Source organism: Arthrobacter sp. LjRoot14 (assembly GCF_964253905.1).
Classification (GTDB): Bacteria; Actinomycetota; Actinomycetes; order Actinomycetales; family Micrococcaceae; genus Arthrobacter.
This window is the reverse complement of sequence record NZ_CAXURL020000001.1, coordinates 3016650-3036399: the sequence shown is the minus strand read 5'-3', so window position 1 is coordinate 3036399 and position 19750 is coordinate 3016650. Positions and strand designations below refer to the sequence as shown.

The window sequence follows — 19750 nt, the reverse complement described above, 5'->3', positions numbered from 1 at the left end:
CTTCCGTTCGGCAAAACAGTGGCAGAAATGCCCAAAAAGCTACAATTTCTGCCACAATGGAAGCATGCTCAACTCAGTGGCAGTGATTGTGGTTCCCAACTTCTCCATCTTCGAGTTCGGGACTGCCTTCGAGGTGTTCGGCATCGACAGGTCGGCGCGGGGGAGCGGTGTGCCGGCCTTCGAATTCCGCGTCTGCACGCCGGAACCGGGTGATGTCCGGCTTAAGTCCGGGCTGACCATGCACGTCGAGCTGGGCCTGGAAGCGGCCGCCGATGCGGACCTGGTGATCATGGCTCCTTACGGCCATGACCAGGATGTCCCGGAAACGGTGCTGGATGCTCTGCGCGCCGCCCATTCGCGCGGAGCCTGGGTGATGTCCATCTGCTCGGGCGCTTTTGCGCTTGCGCGCGCCGGCCTGCTCGATGGCCGCCGCTGCACCACGCACTGGCACTTTTCCCGGGAACTGGCCAGCCGCTACCCGGCGGCGCTCGTGGACGAGAATGTCCTGTACGTCCAGGACGGCCGGATCATCAGCAGCGCCGGGACCGCGGCGGGCATCGACGCCTGCCTGCACCTGGTGCGGGTGGAACTCGGAGCCGGCGTGGCAGCGAGCATTGCCCGCGACATGGTGGTCCCGCCCCACCGCGACGGCGGGCAGGCCCAGTTCATCGACCGGCCCATTCCGTCCTGCGGGTCGCAGCCCATGGAGGAACTGCTGCAGTGGATGGTTCGCAACCTCGAGCACGACCACACAGTCAATGAGCTCGCGGCGCGGGTCCACATGTCGCCGCGGACTTTCGCGCGCCGCTTCCGGGCTGAAACGGGCGCCACGCCTGCTGCCTGGCTCAACTCCCAGCGGGTGCTGCGGGCGCAGGAGCTGCTGGAATCAACGGAGCTCAACATCGACGAGATTGCCCGGGAGTCCGGGTTCGGCCATTCCGTGCTGCTCCGGCACCATTTCGGCAAGGTGCTGGCGACGAGCCCGCAATCGTATCGGCGGGCGTTCCGCGGCCACCTCGAACCGGCCGTCTAGCCTCCGGCACTAACGACGGGGCACGGGAAGGCGGGGCGTAGCTAATCCGGACGGCGCTCGCCGTTCCTTGCGGCTTCGGCCGCGGCCCGGGTGTTGTCGACAAGGACGCGCCACGGGCCGGTGACGGCCTGTTCCGGGAGGGTGGCGCGGTGCTGGCCGGCTTTGATCGAATACATAAACCGGTCCGGCTGGCCGCCGGCCTCGGCCGTGCGCGGCACGGCGTCCCACGGGCAGGCCTCAACCAGGGGCTCCCAGCGGCTCTTGTCCGTGGGGGTCGTGGCCTGGATGCTCCACACCCGCTTGAGCGCAGCAATCCCGCCGCTGCGCTGGACAGTGATCTTCATGGCCTGGTTTCCTGTGCTTCCGGTACTGCCTGGCCGCCGGCTGACCGCTCCGGCGGCGATCCCAGTTACAGCTTTACCTTCACAGTTTCCCACGCCTTCCGGACGGCGTCATGTTCCGGGGAACCGGCGCCGAACAGTTCCGCGGCCGACGCCGCGGTGGCTTTGGCGAACTTGGTGAACGTTGCGTTGGCAGGCAGCGAACCTCCGGTAAGGGTGTCGTACCAAATCCGGCCCGGGGTTTCCCAGGCGTTGCCGCCAAGTGCCGACGCCACGAGGTAGAACGCGCGGTTGGGGATGCCGGAGTTGATGTGCACGCCGCCGTTGTCCGCACTGGTCCGGACGTAGGAATCCATGGAGTCCGGCTGGGGGTCCTTGCCAAGCACGTCGTCGTCGTACGCGGTGCCGGGAGCCTTCAACGACCTGAGGGCTGAGCCTTGCACTTTGTCGGTGAACAGGTTCTCCCCGATGAGCCAGCTGGCCTCCGATGCCGACTGCTGCGCGAGGTACTGTTCCACAAGTGCGCCGAACACGTCCGACAGCGATTCGTTGATGGCACCGGCCTGGTTCCGGTAGACGAGTCCGGCGGAATGCTGCGTCACGCCGTGCGCCAGCTCGTGGCCGATGACGCTCAGGGACCGGGTGAAACGCTGGAAGATTTCGCCGTCGCCGTCGCCGAACACCATCTGGTGTCCGTCCCAGAAGGCGTTGTCGTAGAGCTTGCCAAAGTGCACGCTGGCATCCAGGGCGAGCCCCTGGCCGTCGATCGAGTTCCGGCCGAAGGCCTCTGCGTAAAGCCGGTGGGTGTGGCCCAGGCCGTCATAGGCCTCGTCCGCCGAGGGGTCCCCCGTGGCAGGTTCACCCTCCTTCCGGACCAGCTGACCGGGAAGGGACTCGGAGGTTCCGGCGTCGTACACGGTGCGGTTCGGCGGACCGGGCTTCAGCTGCCGGATGCCGGACGGGACCGCCGGCAGCGGAAGCGCGCGGCTGGCCTGGATGGACCTGATGTGGAGCAGGGCTTCCTTCGCCGCCCGGGCCACCGCGTGCATGCGGGGTTCATGCTGTGCCGCAAGGCGCCGCAGCAGGTAGGGCGGGATGATGGAGCAGTACATATATGTCCCCTTTACTCGTCGGCGATGAAGACAGCCTACGAGGGGGTTGCGACATTGCGGCGGGACACGCGTTAAGCAGGAAACCCCGCCAGCTGGGCTGGCGGGGTTTGTCTGTGCCCTCGATAGGATTCGAACCTACGACCTTCTGCTCCGGAGGCAGACGCTCTATCCCCTGAGCTACGAGGGCAATCAGGGTTTCCTGCCGTTTCCGGCGGGACGTCCTAGAGCTTAGCAGGAAGGAGGCCTTCAAAGGAAAATCGGCGTTCAGTATCCGGAAAACGAGTCGGTGCGGATCCGCCGCGCACCCGCGCTGCGGGCTGCGGCCCGGAGCGAGCGGACGCTGGCGGGCGAGCCGGAAATGAACACTGTGCGGGCGGTAATGTCCGGAACAAGTTCCTTGAGGGCCGCACTGTCGATCCGCTCCGGCGGCCGGGAAACCGTGCCGGCGTCTTCCATGAACGGCGGCGGCGGGGAACCGTCGGAGAGCCGGGCAATGACCCGGGCACCGGACTGTTCCAGCGCATCCGCGTACGCGAGTTCAGCCGCCGACTTCGCCAGGTACAGCAGGACGACGTCCCGGTTCCTGGCCGCGCCTGCGGCGAGCTGGGCAAGGTAGGGCGTGATGCCGATGCCGGCCGCCACCAGCAGGACCGGGCCGCTGGACCCGCCCGGGATGACGAAGTCGCCGCCCACCGCGGTGGCCGTCACGGAGTCCCCGGGCCGCAGTGCGAGCAGGGCACGCTTGGCGGCGGACACGGGCTCGGCTGTTCCCACGCCGATGGTCACGTCCTGCGCGTCCGGGGCGCTGGTCAGGCTGAAGACCCTCCGCAGGCCCTTGCCGTCCGACTTGCCATGGGGCAGGTGCAGTTCGATGTATTGTCCGGGCGCGAACCGCACCGCGCGGTCGGGCCGGAAGCTGAATTCCGTCGTCGTCGGCGTCAGGGGCCGTGACTCCTGGAAGTTCAGCCGGATACCGCCGCGCTGCCCCGCCAGGAACGCGATCAGGTTCCCCACGAGCAGTGCGAGTTCGGGAGAATTTGCCACGAACCCCAAGTTGTAGGGGACGGCAAAGACAACGCCGACGACGGCGGCGAGCGCCAGCTGCTGCCGGCGCCGTGGCGGAAGGGTCAGCGGTTCGGTCAGCATGAAACCGACGAAGAACAGTACAGGGCGCTGCGCGAGAGGCTGCCAGAGTGCCTGGCCCGCCGACATGCCGGCCCGGAGGAGTTCCGTGGCCACGATGGAAACTGAAACCGCCGTGAACACGGCACCCATGAGCATCTTGCGGGTGCGGTAGAGCACCAGGAGAATGCCGGGAACCAGGAGGAAGAGCATCGAGGGGGTGGCCGCCCACCACGTGGCGATGTTGAGGCCGGTCAGCCCGGTCACGAAGGCCCCGGCCGCGGCCGGGTTGAAAATGTGCCGGCCGCGCCAGGCCAGGGCGTATTTTGACGCTGATGCCAGGACGCAGGCGAGGGCAACGCCGGCAACATCCAGCGTTTTGAAACTGGGCCAGAACAGGAAATACAGCAGGAGGCCGGTTATCAGGGATGATTCCGAGTGCGGCCGGACGCGGAACAGCGCAGCAAGCCCGCGGTTGGAGAGGTAGGTCAGTCCCAGGCAGAGCGCCAGGTGCGTGAGCATTTCGGGGATGCCGAAGGTCAGCCAGCCCAGGACATTGAGCAGCAGGCTGTACGCGGCCAGCACGGCGAGCACCCACAACACCAGGCGGTACATGGTGACGCGGTTCAAGGACGTGTCCGCCCGCTGGATCATGGAACTCATTCGAACAGCACTCCTTCGAAACCTGCTGAGTAGGCGGCACTTCCGTCCGAGAAGACCGTAAGCCAGGAAAAATCAAAATCCTGCTCAAGCGCCTGGCCGGAAACGAAGAACAACGCCGTGGCCAGGGCGTCGGCCGTCATGGCATTCCCGGCGAGTGCCCACGTGGCAACCACTGTTCTGACCGGAGTCCCCGTGGTGCCGTCCAGCACATGGTGAAGCCCGTCTCCCCAGGCCCGGCGGTTGGCTGCCGAGGCGCACAGGGCTCCCGTTCCCAGGCTGATCGTGCCGATGGCACGGCCTGGATCGTACGGGTGCTCCAGGCCCACGGATACCGGCACGGGGCCGGAACTGAGCAGGTCGCCGCTGGCATCGATGAAGTATTCCGTGATGCCCTGCGACCCGAGTTCCGTGGCGAGCAAATCCGCGAGCTGCCCCTTGCCGGCAGCGCCGACGTCCAGCACCACGGGAGCGCTGGTGGCCACCACGGCGCCCTGCCAGTCCAGCACCTCTTCCCACCGCGGGGCAGGCAGCGGGATTCCGCGCGGCCGGAGCGAATAATCCGGATCGTAGCCCAGCTGTTCCAGGCTGCCGCCGATCAGCGGTGTCATGGCGCCGTCCGTCAGCCGGTAGAGGCTCCGGTACAGGCGGCCCAGCGCGCCTGCACCGTCCGGCATGCGGAACCGGCCGGGCTCCCTGGCCGCCTGCGCCACGATCGAGTCAGGCCGGAAACGGGACCACGCGGCGTCGTACCTCTCCAGCACGTCGAGCAGCCGGCGGCGCTGGCCGCCGTCCAAAGCGCCGGGCGTCGAAATCTCCCAGCTGGTTCCGATTCCGTCGAAACTGAACGCTGCCCAGCCCGGGTGCGGCACGTTGTCTCCTCTTGGCGTGGTAGGCGGGAACAGGGGGTACTTACTGGGCTTCGGACTTGATCTTCTCCACGGCCTGGTTGAAGCCTCCACTCGTCAGCGAGGAACCGGCAACCTTGGAGACATTCAGCTCATCCAGCTTCTTGCCCACGATCTGCGCCGCGATCCCGCCGGCGAACTCGCCCTGGAATTTCCGGGTGTTGGGGTTGGAAGGATGCTGGGTGATGTTCACGCCGGACACCGTGCCGCCCGAAAGCGTCAGCTCAACGCCCACCGTTTCCGTGCCGTTGGGGGAGACATAGTTTCCGTCCGCGCTGTAGGTGCCGTCCTTGTAGCCTGACGCGCCAGGGGAAGATCCGCCCGTCCCGGCGACCGGGGCGCTCCCGGTTGCTGCGCCCGGTGAAGCGGCAGCGGACTGGACGGCGGGTGCCTGGGCGGACGGCGCGCAGCCGGCTACGGTTCCGATCAGGGACATGCCGGCGATGCCGACGAACAGGCTCTTGCGTACCGGGAAGCTCATGCAGGGCTCGTTTCGTGTAGTTGCAGGCAGTTACAGGATGGACAACGTCGGAATCAGCGTAATGGTTCAGCCTGTGACCAAGCCCATGCCTTACTGTGCACGCAATAGGCGTCATGGCGTTGCCCCGATTCCGCGGCTTTCGCGGGCCACCGGTAGGCTAGATGCGTGACTCCCGAAGAACTCTCCCTCGCCATATCCGCCTGCCTGAAAGACGCCGTCGCCGCCGGTGAAATCACTCTTTCCGCGTCCGCCGTGCCGGACGAGGTACGCGTGGAGCGGCCGAAGAACCGGGACCACGGCGACTGGGCCACCAACATTGCCCTCCAGCTTTCCAAGCAGGCAGGCGTCAATCCCCGGGAATTCGCCACCATCCTCAGCACCCGGCTCACCACCATCGACGGCGTGTCAGCCGTGGACATCGCGGGCCCGGGCTTCTTGAACATCACGGTGGACGCCGCGGCCGCAGGGGCTCTCGCCAAGGCCATCGTCGAAGCCGGCCCTGAGTACGGTACCAACTCGGCGCTCGCGGGGCATGTGGTCAACATGGAATTCGTCTCCGCCAACCCCACCGGTCCGCTGCACATCGGCCACACCCGCTGGGCGGCGCTGGGCGACTCGATCGCACGGGTGCTCCGGGCGTCAGGCGCAAAGGTCACCGCCGAGTACTACATCAATGACGCCGGATCGCAGATGAACGTCTTTGCGCATTCCGTGCTGTCGCGCCTGCACGGCCGCGGCGTGCCTGAGGGAGGTTACCCCGGTGAGTACATTTCCGAGCTGGGCCACCACGTCCTGTCGGAACACCCGGACATCCGGGAACTGACCGACGTAGCGGCGCTGCCGGTGATCCGCGGGGCCGCGTACAAGGCCCAGCTGAAGGACATCAAGGACACCCTCGCCGACTTCGGTGTCGCCTTTGACGTCTACTTCTCGGAGCAGGAGCTGCACGACGCCGGCGCCATCGAAAGTGCCGTAGCCCGCCTTCGCGAGCAGGGCCACGTGTTCGACGACGGCGGTGCCGTCTGGCTGCGCACCACGGACTTCGGTGACGACAAGGACCGGGTGATGATCCGGGCGAACGGCGAACCGACCTACTTCGCCGCGGATGCCGCGTACTACCTGTCCAAGAAGGACCGCGGCTACGACCAGAAGATCTACCTGCTGGGAGCAGACCACCACGGCTACATCAACCGGCTGAAGGCCATCGCCGCCGCCGCCGGAGACGATCCCGAGGCCAACATTGAGGTCCTGATCGGCCAGCTCGTGTCGGTGAACGGCGCCAAGCTGTCCAAACGCGCGGGCAACATCATCGAGCTCAAGGACCTCATTTCCTGGCTGGGCAAGGACGCCGTCCGTTATTCGTTGGCGCGGTTCCCGGCGGACTCCCCGCTCACGCTGGATCCCGAGCTCCTGAAGAAGCACAGCAACGAGAACCCGGTGTTCTACGTCCAGTACGCGCATGCACGCTCCCGCGGCACAGCCCGAAACGCGGTGGCCGCCGGAGTGGACCGCCGCGTCGATGGAAAAGACGCGTTCGACGCCGCGCTGCTCGACCACGCCACCGAGAATGAACTGCTGTCCTACCTGGGCAGCTACCCCTCCATCGTGGCCAAGGCCGCCGAGCTGCGCGAACCCCACCGCGTGGCCCGCCACCTGGAGGTCATCGCCGGCGCCTACCACCGCTGGTATGACGCCTGCCGTGTGGCGCCGCAGGGCGACGAGCCCATCACCGACGTCAACCGCACGCGGCTGTGGCTCAACGATGCCACCAGCCAGGTGCTGGCCAACGGACTGGAACTGCTTGGCGTTTCGGCGCCGGAACGGATGTGACCGCCATGACCGGGAATTCCTTGAACCAAGCATCCCCCCTGGCCCCGGAGTGGCTTGCCGTGCCGGCCGACCTCAATGCACTCCACGAGCCCATGTGGGCTGCCGGGGTTGCCCGGAACGGCGCCGGCGAACTCGCCATTGACGGTATTCCGGTCAGCGAGCTCCAACGCGAGTTCGGCACACCGCTGTTCGTGATGAGCGAGAACGACTTCCGGGCCCGGGCGCGCGCTTTCAGTGATGCCTTCAACAACGCCTTCGCCGACATCTGCGGGGGAGTGGACGTCTACTACGCCGGGAAGTCGTTCCTGTGCACCGCGGTTGTCCGCTGGGTGGAGGAAGAAGGGCTGCGCCTGGACACCGCCTCCGGCGGGGAACTCGCCGTCGCCGCCCGCGCCGGCATCCCGGGAGCGGACGTCGCCCTGCACGGAAACAACAAATCCGACGCCGAGATCCACCGGGCCCTGGACATGAAGCTGGGCCGGATCGTGGTGGACAGCCTTGCCGAGCTGGACCGCATCGCCGCGATCGCGTCTGCCCGCGGCGAGACCGCAAAAGTGATGCTCCGGCTCACCCCCGGAGTGCACGCGCACACTCACGAGTTCATTGCCACCGCCCATGAGGACCAGAAATTCGGCCTCTCCATGGCAGAGGACTCCACGGACCAGGCCGGCCTGTCCGCGGCGGAGGAGGCCGTGGCCGCCGCCACCGGCCACGCCGGCATCGAGCTCCTGGGCCTGCACTGCCACATCGGCTCGCAGATCTTCGAACCGGACGGCTTCGCGCTGGCAGCGGTAAAGCTGCTCCGTTTCCTGGCTGCAATGCAGGATAAGTACTCCATCGTCCTGCCTGAGCTGGACCTCGGCGGCGGCTACGGCATCGCCTACACGCCGGTGGACACCCCCCGGCCCGCCGCCGAGATCGCACAGGCGATGGCCGCCGTCGTGCGTTCCACCTGCGACGAGCTGGGCATCACGGCCCCCCGGATCTCGATCGAGCCGGGGCGCGCCATCGTGGGCACCTCCACGTTCACCCTTTACGAAGTGGGAACGCTCAAGACCGTCCGCGTCGACGCGCCGGCCGCCGCGGACGGCACAGCCGCCGACCAGGCAGGAAATGCTGCCAAAAACGTTACGTACCCGCGCCGCTATGTGTCGGTGGACGGCGGCATGAGCGACAACGCCCGCCCGGTGCTCTACGACGCGGATTATTCGGCGATTGTGGCCTCGCGGACCTCCGGCGCGGCACCGCAGTTGTCCCGCGTAGTGGGCAAACATTGCGAGAGCGGCGACATAGTTGTTAGAGATGTATATCTGCCCGAGGACGTGGCAGCCGGTGATCTGCTCGCTGTACCGGGGACCGGCGCCTACTGCTGGGCCCTCTCCAGCAACTACAACTATCTGGCCCGGCCGGGCGTTGTCGCTGTGCGCGACGGATCAGCCCGGCTGATTGTCCGCGGGGAAACCGAACAAGATCTGCTGAACCGCGACATGGGAGTCTGAATGACTGAATTGCGAACCCTGAAGGTAGCCCTGCTGGGCTGTGGCAACGTTGGGGCCCAGGTGGCGCGGATTCTCATTGATGACGCCGACGCACTGGCCGCACGCACCGGAGCCCGCCTGGAGCTGACCGGCATCGCCGTACGCACCATCGATGCACCCCGTGACGTTGAGCTGCCGCGGGAACTTTTCACCACGGACGCAGACACCCTGGTCAAGGACGCGGACCTCGTGATCGAACTGATGGGCGGCATCGAACCTGCCCGTTCCCTGATCCTCGCCGCCATCCAGAACGGCGCCTGCGTGGTCACCGGCAACAAGGCGCTCCTGGCCCAGGACGGGCCCACGCTCTATGAAGCTGCGGACAAGGCAGGCGTCCAGCTGTCCTACGAAGCAGCGGTGGCCGGCGCCATCCCCATCCTGCGCCCCATCCGCGACAGCCTGTCCGGTGACCGCATTACGCGGGTGCTGGGCATCGTGAACGGCACCACCAACTTCATCCTCGACCAGATGGACACCACGGGCGCGACGTTCGCGGACGCCCTGGCTGAGGCGCAGCGCCTGGGCTACGCGGAGGCGGACCCCACGGCCGATGTGGGCGGACTCGACGCCGCGGCCAAGGCAGCCATCCTCGCCTCGCTGTCCTTCCACACCCGTTTTGACCTGGAAAACGTTCATTGCGAAGGCATCACCGGAGTCAGCGCGGCGGACATCGCCGCGGCCAAGGACGCCGGGTTCGTCATCAAGCTGCTGGCCATTGCCGAGAAACTGTCGGCCGCAGACGGCAGCGAGGGCGTGTCTGTCCGCGTCCACCCCACCCTGCTGCCGCGCGAGCACCCGCTGGCCGCCGTCCACGGTGCCTTCAACGCCGTCTTCGTTGAGGCCGAGAACGCCGGCGAGCTGATGTTCTACGGCCAGGGCGCCGGCGGGACGCCCACGGCATCGGCCGTACTGGGCGACCTCGTCTCCGCCGCACGCCGGATCGTCCTTGGCGGACCCGCGCAGACCGAGACCACCATCGGCAAGGTTCCCGCCCTGCCGATCGACGCCGTCAACACGAGCTACTACATCGGCCTTGACGTTGCCGACCAGCCGGGTGTGCTGGCAAAGATCGCCCAATTGTTCGCGGAGCACGGCGTGTCCATCGAGATCATGCGCCAGACCATCCACCGCGATGCCGACTCCAATGTGGAATCGGCCGAACTGCGGATCGTCACCCACCGCGCAACCGAAGCTGCACTGGCAGCAACCGTCCAGGCCGTGAAGGGCCTCGACGTCATCAATTCCGTTACATCCGTACTGCGGGTAGAAGGAGTCTAAGTGGCTCACCAATGGCGCGGTGTCATCCGCGAATACGCTGATCGTTTGCCCGTAACGGAAAGCACCAAGGTCATCACCCTCGGTGAGGGCGGCACGCCGCTTGTCCACGCGCAGAAGCTCTCCGAGCTGACCGGTTCCACCGTGTACCTCAAGGTGGAAGGCATGAATCCCACCGGTTCCTTCAAGGACCGGGGCATGACCATGGCCATGACTGCTGCGGTGGCCTCCGGTGCCGAGGCCGTGGTGTGCGCCTCCACCGGGAACACCTCCGCGTCCGCGGCGGCGTATGCCACGGCAGCGGGCCTCAAGTGCGCGGTGCTGGTCCCCGAAGGCAAGATTTCCATGGGCAAGCTGAGCCAGGCGATCGCCCACGGCGCCACCCTCCTGCAGGTGGACGGGAACTTCGACAACTGCCTGGACATCGCCCGGAAGCTGGGGGAGTCCTACCCCGTCTTCCTGGTGAACTCCGTGAACCCCGCCCGGATCCAGGGGCAGAAAACCGGCGCCTTCGAAGTTGTGGACGCACTCGGCGATGCCCCGGACATCCACGTCCTTCCGGTAGGGAATGCCGGTAACATCACCGCGTACTGGAAGGGCTACAAGGAGTACTCGGCACCGTTCGAATCCGACACTGCCGGAACCCTTCCCGCCGTGTCCACCAGGACCCCGCAGATGTGGGGCTTCCAGGCCGCCGGCGCGGCGCCGTTTGTCGCCGGCCACCCCATCACCGAGCCGGACACCATCGCGACGGCTATCCGGATCGGCAACCCCGCGTCCTGGGACGGTGCCATCGCCGCCCGTGACGAATCGGGCGGGCTGATCGAAGCCGTTACCGACGAGGAAATCCTGGCAGCCCACCGCTGGCTGTCCGCCAAGGAAGGCGTCTTCGTTGAACCCGGTTCCGCCGCCGGCGTTGCAGGCCTGATCAAGAAGCACGCGGCCGGGCAGGTCCCCGCCGGAAAGACCATCGTGATCACGGTGACCGGCCACGGCCTGAAGGACCCGCAGTGGGCGCTGCGCACCGAAGACGGCAGCGATGTCCAGCCCGTCAAGGTGTCCAACGATGTGGTCACCGTGGCCGCCGAGCTTGGCCTGGAAGAAAAATAGCCTTGGAAACCACCCTCACCGTCCCGGCCGAGTCTGCCGCAGGCGCGCCGGCAGTCCCGGCCGGGCAGCTGGTGACCGTCCGCGTGCCTGCCACGAGCGCCAACCTCGGACCGGGATATGACAGCCTGGGACTGGCCCTTTCGCTGCACGACACGTTGACCGTGGAAACGCTCGGCAGCGGCGAGCTTGAATTCGAACTCAGCGGCGAAGGCGCGGAGACGCTCCCGCGGGACGCGAGCCACCTGGTGGTCAGGGCAATCACTGAGGCCCTGCACCGGCTTGGCTTCCGGCACGAGGGCCTCAGGATCACAGCAGACAACGTCAACCCGCACGGCCGCGGCCTGGGCTCCTCGGCTTCGGCCGTGGTGGCAGCCGTGACCGCGGCGAACGCCCTCGTTCCGGAGGACTCGCGCCGCGGCAAGGACTGGATCCTGCAGCTCACCAGCGAAATGGAAGGGCACCCTGACAACGTCGCACCGGCCATATTCGGCGGTCTGGCGCTGTCGTGGCAGGACAGTGACCAGTACAGCAGCACCTGCGCCACCGTGGCGGATTCCGTGATTCCCGTCGTCGCAGTACCAGATTATGAACTGTCCACCGAAGCCGCGCGTGCGCTCCTGCCGGCGTCGGTGGGCCATCACGCCGCCGCGATGAACTCCGGCCGGGCCGCACTGCTCATCCACGCACTCACCAGCAAGCCTGAATTCCTGCTGGCTGGCACGGAAGACTACCTCCACCAGAGCTACCGGGCTGAGGCCATGCGCCCCAGCGCGGACCTGATCCGAGCACTGCGCTACGCAGGATACGCGGCCGTTGTTTCCGGGGCCGGGCCAACTGTGCTGGTGCTGGCCAACGGGAAAGAAGAGGCAGCCGCGGTGGTGGACTTCATCGAGGCCTATACCCGGGCCAACACGCCGGATGTGGGATGGCGCGTGATGAAGCTGGCGGTGGACGTTGAAGGTGCTAAAGTGGGAGTGCACCGGCGGTAATCCCGCAGGCAGTTAGTTATACGAACCAGAACCCGCAGTCAAAAGAATCCGATGTTGGCCATGGCGCCTGTCTGATCGTTTGCTGCTCTGAACTTCAACTGCGCAACATTCTCCGGTGCCGCCTGCTTGGTCTGTCGCAGGAATCTGCAGAATCGCTCTGCACCCCTGAACCGTCAGTCCGCCATTCCGGTCTTGTTGGAGTGTGCGAGGCGTATCAGTATCCGGCCCTGCTGGCCGAAATTCCATCCGGCAAGGCCGAAATCCGGCTGTAGATCTGAACTGCAGCCCAGATCAAATCATCGCGTCCAGCTCCCAGTCTGGACGCCGTCGAGGGGGAAGGATCCTTCGTGACCGAAACCACTGAGCTGTCTCCAGCTGTGGACACATCTTCTGCTACCGAGTTGTCGGCAGCACCCGCCAAGAGCAGCGGCCTTGCCGGCCTTAAGCTCGCCCAGCTGCAGGCCCTCGCCAGCCAGTTGGGTATTTCCGGCGGATCCCGCATGCGTAAGGGCGATCTGGTGACCGCCATTTCCGCCCATCGTGCGGGTACTCCAGCCACCAAGGCTCCTGCCAAGGGTGCGGAGAAGACCGGCGAGACCATCTCGGCACGGGCCACGGCTCCGGCAGCAGCTGCTCCTGCAGCAGGCGCTGCTGCGTCAGGAACCGCAGCAGAAGCCGCCGAGGCTCCCGCCCAGGAAGGCACCCGGGCCCGGCGCGGCCGCAGCCGCCGAGCAGGCAGCGACGGCGTGATCACCCCTCCCGCCACCGAGGCTCCGGCTCCGGAAGCCGCTCCCAGCGAGGCCCCCGCGTCCGCTCCTGACGCCGGCCAGGCCGCCGTGTCCGAAGGTGCTGCGCCGGAAGCTGCAGAGCGCCGCCAGCCGCGCACCCGCAACCGCCGCCGCGGTGAAGCGGCAGCCCAGACGACTGCCCCGGCAGCCGAAGGCGAAGCACAGGCCGAGGCTCCTGCCGAACAGCGCGGCGCTGAACAGCGCACCGAACAGCGTTCCGGCGAGCAGCGCGAACAGCGCGGTGCAGACCAGGGCAGCGAAGCAGCCGACGCCGGTCAGCGCAACGAGCGCCAGTCAACCCGCACCCGTGGCGGTCGCGACGGTGGAGACACCTCCGGTGCGCCCCGCCGCGAAGACACCCGCGACAACACACGCGACAGCGACGATTCGGACGGCGGAAGCCGCCGCAACCGCCGCAACCGCCGTGACCGCAACGACCGCAGCGACCGCTCGGGCGGCCAGGGCCAGGACAACCGCGATAACTCCCGCAACGACCGTTTCCGCGACCGGAACGACCGCCGTCGGGGTCGTGCCCAGGGACCGGACGTCGACGACGTCGAGGTCACTGAGGACGACGTCCTGCTGCCCGTCGCCGGCATCCTGGACGTACTGGAGAACTACGCGTTCATCCGCACCTCCGGCTACCTGCCGGGCCCGAACGACGTCTACGTTTCCCTCGCCCAGGTCAAGAAGTACAACCTGCGCAAGGGCGACGCCGTGGTGGGCGCCATCCGTGCACCTCGTGAAGGCGAAGACCGCAGCCAGCAGTCCGCCCGCCAGAAGTTCAATGCTTTGGTCCGTGTCACCTCGGTCAACGGCAAGACCCCCGAGGAACTCAAGGACCGCGTCGAATTCGCGAAGCTCGTCCCGCTGTACCCCTCCGAGCGCCTGCGCCTCGAGACGGACCCCAAGAAGATCGGCCCCCGCGTCATCGACCTGGTTGCCCCGATCGGCAAGGGCCAGCGCGGCCTGATCGTTTCGCCGCCGAAGGCCGGCAAGACGCTGATCCTGCAGTCCATCGCCAACGCCATCACCACCAACAATCCTGAGGTCCACCTCATGATGGTGCTGGTTGACGAACGCCCTGAAGAAGTCACGGACATGCAGCGCACCGTCAAGGGTGAGGTCATTGCCTCCACCTTCGACCGTCCCGCCGACGATCACACCACCGTGGCCGAGCTCTCCATCGAACGCGCCAAGCGCCTCGTGGAAATGGGCATGGACGTTGTGGTTCTCCTCGACTCGATGACCCGACTGGGCCGTGCCTACAACCTGGCGGCGCCGGCTTCCGGCCGTATCCTCTCCGGTGGCGTCGACTCGGCAGCGCTGTACCCGCCGAAGCGCTTCTTCGGTGCAGCCCGCAACATCGAAAACGGCGGCTCGCTCACCATCCTGGCCACCGCGCTCGTCGAGACCGGATCCAAGATGGACGAGGTCATCTTCGAAGAGTTCAAGGGAACCGGCAACATGGAACTGCGCCTGTCCCGCCAGCTCGCGGACAAGCGCATCTTCCCGGCCGTGGACGTCAACGCGTCCGGTACCCGCCGCGAAGAGAACCTGCTTTCCCCCGAGGAAGTCAAGATCATGTGGAAGCTGCGCCGCGTCCTCTCCGGACTCGAAACGCAGCAGAGCCTTGAGCTGCTGACCAACAAGATCCGGGAGACCCAGAGCAACGTCGAGTTCCTCATGCAGGTGCAGAAGACGACGCTTGGTGCGAAGTCCGATAACGACAAATAACGCTCCGGTGAGCGGCTGATTCTGCTGCCCCGGTGCTGACGCCGCACGGATTTTCCGCCCCCGCCCCTTCGCCGGGTGGCTTTCGATCTGCGATCGCAAGCCACCCGGCTTCGGCAGGCCCGATGCCACTCCCGGGGCGGAAAAATCCGTGCGGCTTCGTCGTTAAGTCACCAGCCGCGGGTCCGTTTTTGTTGTTATCACTAGACTTGTAGGAGTCGAAAGAGGTTTTGAATATGTTTGAGTCCGTACAGGGCCTGTTGGATGAGCATGATGCTATCCAGGCGCAGCTGGGGGATCCTGCTGTTTATGCTGACCAGAAGCTTGCCCGGAAACTGGGGCGGCGTTCTGCACAGTTGAACGGCATTGTGGAGGCCTACCATCGCTGGGAAAGCATCCGCGACGACCTGGCGGCTGCCAAGGAAATGGCGGACGAGGACCCCGAGTTTGCCGCGGAGGTGCCGGAACTGGAGGCTTCGCTGGAGACGGCTGCCGCCAAGTTGCGCCGGCTCCTCATCCCGCGGGACCCGGACGATGCCCGCAACGTGATCCTCGAGGTCAAGGGCGGAGAGGGCGGCGACGAGGCTGCGCTGTTCGCTGCGGACCTGCTGCGGATGTACTCCCGCTATGCGGAATCCCGCGGCTGGAAGACGGAGCTGATCTCGGCCACCGAATCGGACCTCGGCGGGTACAAGGACGTCCAGATGGCCGTCAAGGGCAACTCCAACGACCCTGCAGAGGGCGTCTACGCGAGGCTCAAATTCGAGGGCGGCGTGCACCGCGTACAGCGCGTCCCGGTGACGGAATCCCAGGGCCGCATCCACACCTCGGCTGCCGGCGTGCTGGTGCTTCCCGAAGTGGACGAACCCGAGGAACTCGAGATCAACCAGAACGACCTCAAGATCGACGTCTACCGGTCCTCCGGGCCCGGCGGACAGTCCGTCAACACTACCGACTCCGCGGTGCGCATCACCCACCTTCCCACCGGAATCGTGGTGGCCATGCAGAACGAGAAGTCCCAGCTGCAGAACCGTGAGGCCGGCATGCGCGTGCTCCGGGCACGCATCCTGGCGCACCAGCAGGAGCAGATTGACGCCGAAAACTCGGCCCAGCGCAAATCGCAGATCCGCACCATGGACCGCTCCGAGCGCATCCGCACGTACAACTACCCGGAAAACCGGATCGCGGACCACCGCACCGGTTACAAGGCCTACAACCTGGACCAGGTCATGAACGGCGACCTTGAACCGGTCATCCAGTCGGCCATCGAGATGGACGAACAGGCCCGCCTGGACGCCATCGGCGAATAGCCCCGGGCCGGTCGCTTGATGACACATGGAACAGGACTGAGCCTGGCGGAGGCAGTCCGCCAGGCAACCGCGCTCCTGGCCGATGCCGGTGTCCCCAGCCCGCGGGTGGACGCGGAACTGCTGGCGGACCACCTGCTGGGAGTCGGACTGGGCAGGCTGCGGGCCATGCTCCTGGGCGATTCCCCGGCTCCCGAGGGTTACCCCGAGCTGGTGGCCGAGCGCGCGCGCCGGGTGCCTTTGCAGCACATCACCGGTGTGGCCCATTTCCGGTACCTGCAGCTTGCCGTGGGGCCGGGGGTCTTCATTCCGCGGCCGGAGACCGAATCCGTGGTGCAGCTGGTCATTGACTGGCTCAACGACCGTGACCGGCTGCCGGGACGGACCCACCCCAAGGTAGTGGACCTGGGCACCGGATCCGGTGCCATTGCAGGGTCCATCGCCCTCGAAGTCCCCGGAGCGGAAGTCTACGCCGTGGAATTCAGCGAGTTTGCGCACGCCTGGGCCGAACGGAACCTGCGCCCGCTCGGTGTCACCCTCCTCCGGGGGGACCTGCGCGACGCGCTTCCGGACCATGACGGAACCTTCGACGTCGTCGTCTCCAATCCGCCCTACATTCCCGCCGAAGCAATCCCCAACGAACCCGAAGTGGCGCTGCACGATCCGCCCGAAGCCCTGTACGGCGGGGGAGCGGACGGAATGGAGCTCCCGACGGCGGCGGCAGCGTCTGCCGCCCGGCTGCTGGTTCCCGGCGGCTACTTCGTGATGGAACACGCCGAAGTCCAGGCGACGTGGATCGCCGCCATGATGGAGAAGTCCGGCCTCTGGTCCGATGTGACGACGCACCTGGACCTCAACGGCAGGGAGCGTGCCACCAGTGCCGTCCTTGCCGGAGCGGTAAACGGAACAGCGTAGTCAACGGCAAAGCCCAGTAAACGGCACGGACCGGTGGATACGGATCAGTGCACGAAGTGATGAAAGAATAGGCCAGTGACCACAACCTATGACTGCACGGCAGCTGACCAGCGGGCTGAAGGGCTGGAGAACGCCCAGCGGGCCATCCGCCAACACAAATGCGTGGTGTTCCCGACGGACACGGTTTATGGAATCGGTGCTGACGCCTTCTCGCCACAGGCTGTCACCCTGCTGCTCGCGTCCAAGGGCCGCAGCCGGAAGATGCCGCCGCCCGTCCTGATTCCGCGCCTCAACGCACTGGACGGACTGGCAACTGATGTTCCGGCAGAGGCCCGCAAGCTTGCTGAAGCGTTTTGGCCGGGAGGCCTCACCATGATTTTCCACGCACAGCCGTCGCTGGACTGGGACCTGGGCGAGACCAAGGGCACTGTCGCGTTGCGGATGCCGGCCGACGACGTCGCGCAGGACCTGCTGACGCTGACCGGACCGCTGGCGGTGTCCTCCGCGAACCGCACCGGCCAGCCTGCTGCCCGCACTGCCGCCGAAGCCATGACCCAGCTTGCTGAATCCGTCGAGGTCTACCTCGAAGGGGGACTGCGCCCGGACGGCGACGCGGACGCCGACGCCCTCCCGTCCACCATCGTCGACGCCACAGCTCTGCCGCTCAGGGTGGTCCGACAGGGTGCCATCAGCGTGGAACGGCTTCGCGAGGTCGTACCCGGTCTCCTGGACATTGACGGCAACGCGGCCGACGTCCCTGCGGCTGAGCCGGCGACGGACACCGAATCAGTGACGGATCCCGGCGCCGAATGATCCTCACCCGGCAGCACATACCTGTCCTCGGCGTTGACGCCACGCCGCTGACCGTTTCCGAGATGACGGCCACGCTCAACCGCTTTGTTGCCGAAGGCAGCACCCGCACAGTGGTGGGCCACAACCTGCACAGCGTGACACTCTTCCATTCGGACCCGGAGTTCCGCGCCCTCTATGAAGACAGCGACGTCGTGCTGCTCGACGGCGCCCCCGTCCTGTGGCTGTGGGGAAGATCGGGAGAGGCCAATGGGCCGGTCATGGACTACCGGCTGGGCTCCACCGACTGGATACCTGCCCTCGGCAGTGTCGAAGGGCTTGAACGAATTGCCGTGATCGGAGCCGGAGCGGAAGCCAACGCCAAGGCTGTGGCACGCCTGGCCGGAATCGTTCCCAACGCCAAGGTGGCCGGCATGCCCGGCGAGGGATGGAACAGTGCCCTGGAGGGCGAAGCTGTTGCCTGGCTGCAGGAACTGCGTCCCCAGATGGTGCTGCTCGGGCTGGGCATGCCGCTGCAGGAGATGGTCCTCCGCCGCAGGCTTTCCGTTCTTCCCCCTGCCGTGTATTGCGCGGTGGGCGGTGCGATCGAACAGATTGCCGGAATCCAGAAACTCGCTCCGCGCTGGCTGGGCCGCCTGGGACTGGAATGGGCCTGGCGGCTCATGCTGCATCCGCGCAGGGTTGCCTATCGCGTGTTCGGCGAGCCGTGGGTGCTCCTGGCGCTTCTGGTCCGGCGACGCCTCACGTCAAACCGCTAGGGCCGCCGCCGGGCGGGCTAGAACTTCTGGTCCTTCAGGGGCCCGAAGCCCTTGCCCCTGAGGCCGGTGGAAAACGCACGGAACCAGTCAGCCAGCCCGCGGAAGTCGCCGCGGCGCAGGAAGTAGCCGAGGTAGCCGCCCACGTCGGCCACGAGCGACTTCACCCGGAAGTGGCGGCGGATCAGGTATCCGCGGTTCCGATAGTAGTAGTAGCGCTTGAACGCGGTCTCAGGAACAATAACGTGCCACCGGGCCCCAAAAACATGTTGAGTCTCTGCAAAGGCGTGGGGGTGCGTGATGGCCGTGGTGGTGACCGTACCGAAGCGGATGCCGGCTTTCCGGAGCCTGATGGTGAAGTCCACCTCGTCGCCACGGATGAAGAGCCGCATGTCGGGCAAACCTACTTTGAAGAAGACGTCTGACCGGATCAGCGCGCCATTGAAGAAGTGGCCGTCATCGGGCAGGAATCCGAGTTTTTCCACCTCTGCGCGGTCGTGGGTGACTTTGCCGTCGAGGCGGAAGAAAAAAGACAGCCGGTCAGGGTGGCCCGGCGCGGCAACCAGCGGAACCACGGCATCCAGGCCGCGCGCCTCGGCCTCGCGGAGCAGCGTGGCGAGGCACTCCGGGTCGCCGGGCTCGGCGTCGTCGTCCATCATCCAGATCCAGTCAGCGCCGCTGGCCACCGCCTTGAGGATGGCCAGCGAGAAGCCGCCTGCGCCGCCAAGGTTCGCTTCTGACCGGACATATTCCACGTTGGAGTGCCGGGAAGCCACGTCTTTTGCGGGCGCGGTGCCGCTGTCCACCAGGCAAATGGAACGCACCGGAGCGGTCTGCCTGTTGATCGCATCCAGCAGAACGGCGAGCTCACGGGGACGATCAAACGTCACGGCGGCAACTGCAACCGACAGGGACATTGCTGGTTCCTTTCAACACGGCTGCCGGTGGTTTTCCCGCCGGCAGTGGGCCGTGTGACGCGAAGCCAGCTAGCCGTTGGCATTAGTATCTTGACTAGAGTCCACTGTAATACAGCCCTGTCAGG

Annotated in this window: 17 protein-coding genes and 1 tRNA gene; 11 read left to right on the top strand and 7 right to left on the bottom strand. The window is 66.4% G+C overall.

Annotation, left to right across the window (positions count from 1 at the left end; translation table 11 throughout):
* Positions 1–64 precede the first annotated feature (64 nt).
* The gene (locus ACSQ12_RS13680; protein WP_436065743.1) at positions 65–1033 is read left to right on the top strand and encodes a GlxA family transcriptional regulator; all 969 of its coding nucleotides are present in this window, start codon (positions 65–67) and stop codon (positions 1031–1033) included.
* Positions 1034–1074: 41 nt separating this feature from the next.
* On the opposite strand, the gene ACSQ12_RS13675 is transcribed toward ACSQ12_RS13680, so the two are convergent.
* The 6 genes from ACSQ12_RS13675 to ACSQ12_RS13650 form a co-directional block, all read right to left on the bottom strand.
* Positions 1075–1377 carry a protealysin inhibitor emfourin gene (locus tag ACSQ12_RS13675; RefSeq protein ID WP_011692471.1) on the bottom strand — a complete coding sequence of 101 codons (303 nt, stop codon included), beginning with the start codon at positions 1375–1377 and terminating at the stop codon, positions 1075–1077.
* Positions 1378–1442: 65 nt separating this feature from the next.
* Positions 1443–2486, bottom strand: a complete 1044-nt coding sequence (locus tag ACSQ12_RS13670) for a M4 family metallopeptidase (RefSeq protein ID WP_209743651.1) — start codon at positions 2484–2486, stop codon at positions 1443–1445.
* Between the two features lie 114 nt (positions 2487–2600).
* A tRNA-Arg gene (locus ACSQ12_RS13665) sits at positions 2601–2673 on the bottom strand.
* A 77-nt stretch (positions 2674–2750) separates the two neighbouring features.
* Positions 2751–4262, bottom strand: coding sequence for an FAD-dependent oxidoreductase (locus ACSQ12_RS13660; RefSeq protein ID WP_436067001.1), 1512 nt, complete (start codon positions 4260–4262; stop codon positions 2751–2753).
* Between the two features lie 5 nt (positions 4263–4267).
* On the bottom strand, positions 4268–5140 hold the full coding sequence (locus tag ACSQ12_RS13655; RefSeq protein WP_436065742.1) for an FAD:protein FMN transferase: 873 nt from the start codon (positions 5138–5140) through the stop codon (positions 4268–4270).
* Positions 5141–5180: 40 nt separating this feature from the next.
* Positions 5181–5657 (bottom strand): FMN-binding protein, encoded by a 477-nt coding sequence (locus ACSQ12_RS13650; RefSeq protein ID WP_436065741.1) that lies wholly within the window; start codon positions 5655–5657, stop codon positions 5181–5183.
* A gap of 165 nt (positions 5658–5822) precedes the next feature.
* Between ACSQ12_RS13650 and argS the strand changes: the two genes are divergently transcribed.
* The 10 genes from argS to ACSQ12_RS13600 all read left to right on the top strand — a co-directional run bounded on the left by argS (position 5823) and on the right by ACSQ12_RS13600 (position 18711).
* Positions 5823–7487 (top strand): arginine--tRNA ligase, encoded by a 1665-nt coding sequence (gene argS / locus ACSQ12_RS13645; RefSeq protein ID WP_436065740.1) that lies wholly within the window; start codon positions 5823–5825, stop codon positions 7485–7487.
* A 5-nt stretch (positions 7488–7492) separates the two neighbouring features.
* Positions 7493–8986: a diaminopimelate decarboxylase gene (gene lysA / locus ACSQ12_RS13640; RefSeq protein WP_436065739.1), complete on the top strand. Its 1494-nt coding sequence runs from the start codon at positions 7493–7495 to the stop codon at positions 8984–8986.
* Entirely contained in the window at positions 8987–10303 is a 1317-nt protein-coding gene (locus ACSQ12_RS13635; RefSeq protein ID WP_436065738.1) for a homoserine dehydrogenase, read from the top strand.
* Positions 10304–11410, top strand: a complete 1107-nt coding sequence (thrC, locus tag ACSQ12_RS13630) for a threonine synthase (RefSeq protein ID WP_209743661.1) — start codon at positions 10304–10306, stop codon at positions 11408–11410.
* Positions 11411–11412: 2 nt separating this feature from the next.
* Positions 11413–12399 carry a homoserine kinase gene (thrB, locus tag ACSQ12_RS13625; RefSeq protein WP_209743663.1) on the top strand — a complete coding sequence of 329 codons (987 nt, stop codon included), beginning with the start codon at positions 11413–11415 and terminating at the stop codon, positions 12397–12399.
* A gap of 347 nt (positions 12400–12746) precedes the next feature.
* Complete coding sequence (rho, locus tag ACSQ12_RS13620) at positions 12747–14924, top strand: transcription termination factor Rho (RefSeq protein WP_436065737.1); 2178 nt, start codon at positions 12747–12749, stop codon at positions 14922–14924.
* A 233-nt stretch (positions 14925–15157) separates the two neighbouring features.
* The gene (prfA, locus tag ACSQ12_RS13615; protein ID WP_436065736.1) at positions 15158–16231 is read left to right on the top strand and encodes a peptide chain release factor 1; all 1074 of its coding nucleotides are present in this window, start codon (positions 15158–15160) and stop codon (positions 16229–16231) included.
* Between the two features lie 18 nt (positions 16232–16249).
* Positions 16250–17143, top strand: a complete 894-nt coding sequence (gene prmC, locus ACSQ12_RS13610) for a peptide chain release factor N(5)-glutamine methyltransferase (protein ID WP_436065735.1) — start codon at positions 16250–16252, stop codon at positions 17141–17143.
* A 75-nt stretch (positions 17144–17218) separates the two neighbouring features.
* Positions 17219–17956 carry an L-threonylcarbamoyladenylate synthase gene (locus ACSQ12_RS13605; protein ID WP_436065734.1) on the top strand — a complete coding sequence of 246 codons (738 nt, stop codon included), beginning with the start codon at positions 17219–17221 and terminating at the stop codon, positions 17954–17956.
* On the top strand, positions 17953–18711 hold the full coding sequence (locus ACSQ12_RS13600) for a WecB/TagA/CpsF family glycosyltransferase (protein WP_436065733.1): 759 nt from the start codon (positions 17953–17955) through the stop codon (positions 18709–18711). Before ACSQ12_RS13605 ends, ACSQ12_RS13600 begins: the two co-directional genes overlap by 4 nt.
* Before the next feature lie 17 nt (positions 18712–18728).
* Here the strand turns inward: ACSQ12_RS13600 and ACSQ12_RS13595 are convergent, their stop codons facing one another.
* A complete protein-coding gene (locus ACSQ12_RS13595; protein WP_436065732.1) occupies positions 18729–19625 on the bottom strand; it encodes a glycosyltransferase in 897 nt (298 codons plus the stop codon).
* Between the last annotated feature and the right edge of the window lie 125 nt (positions 19626–19750).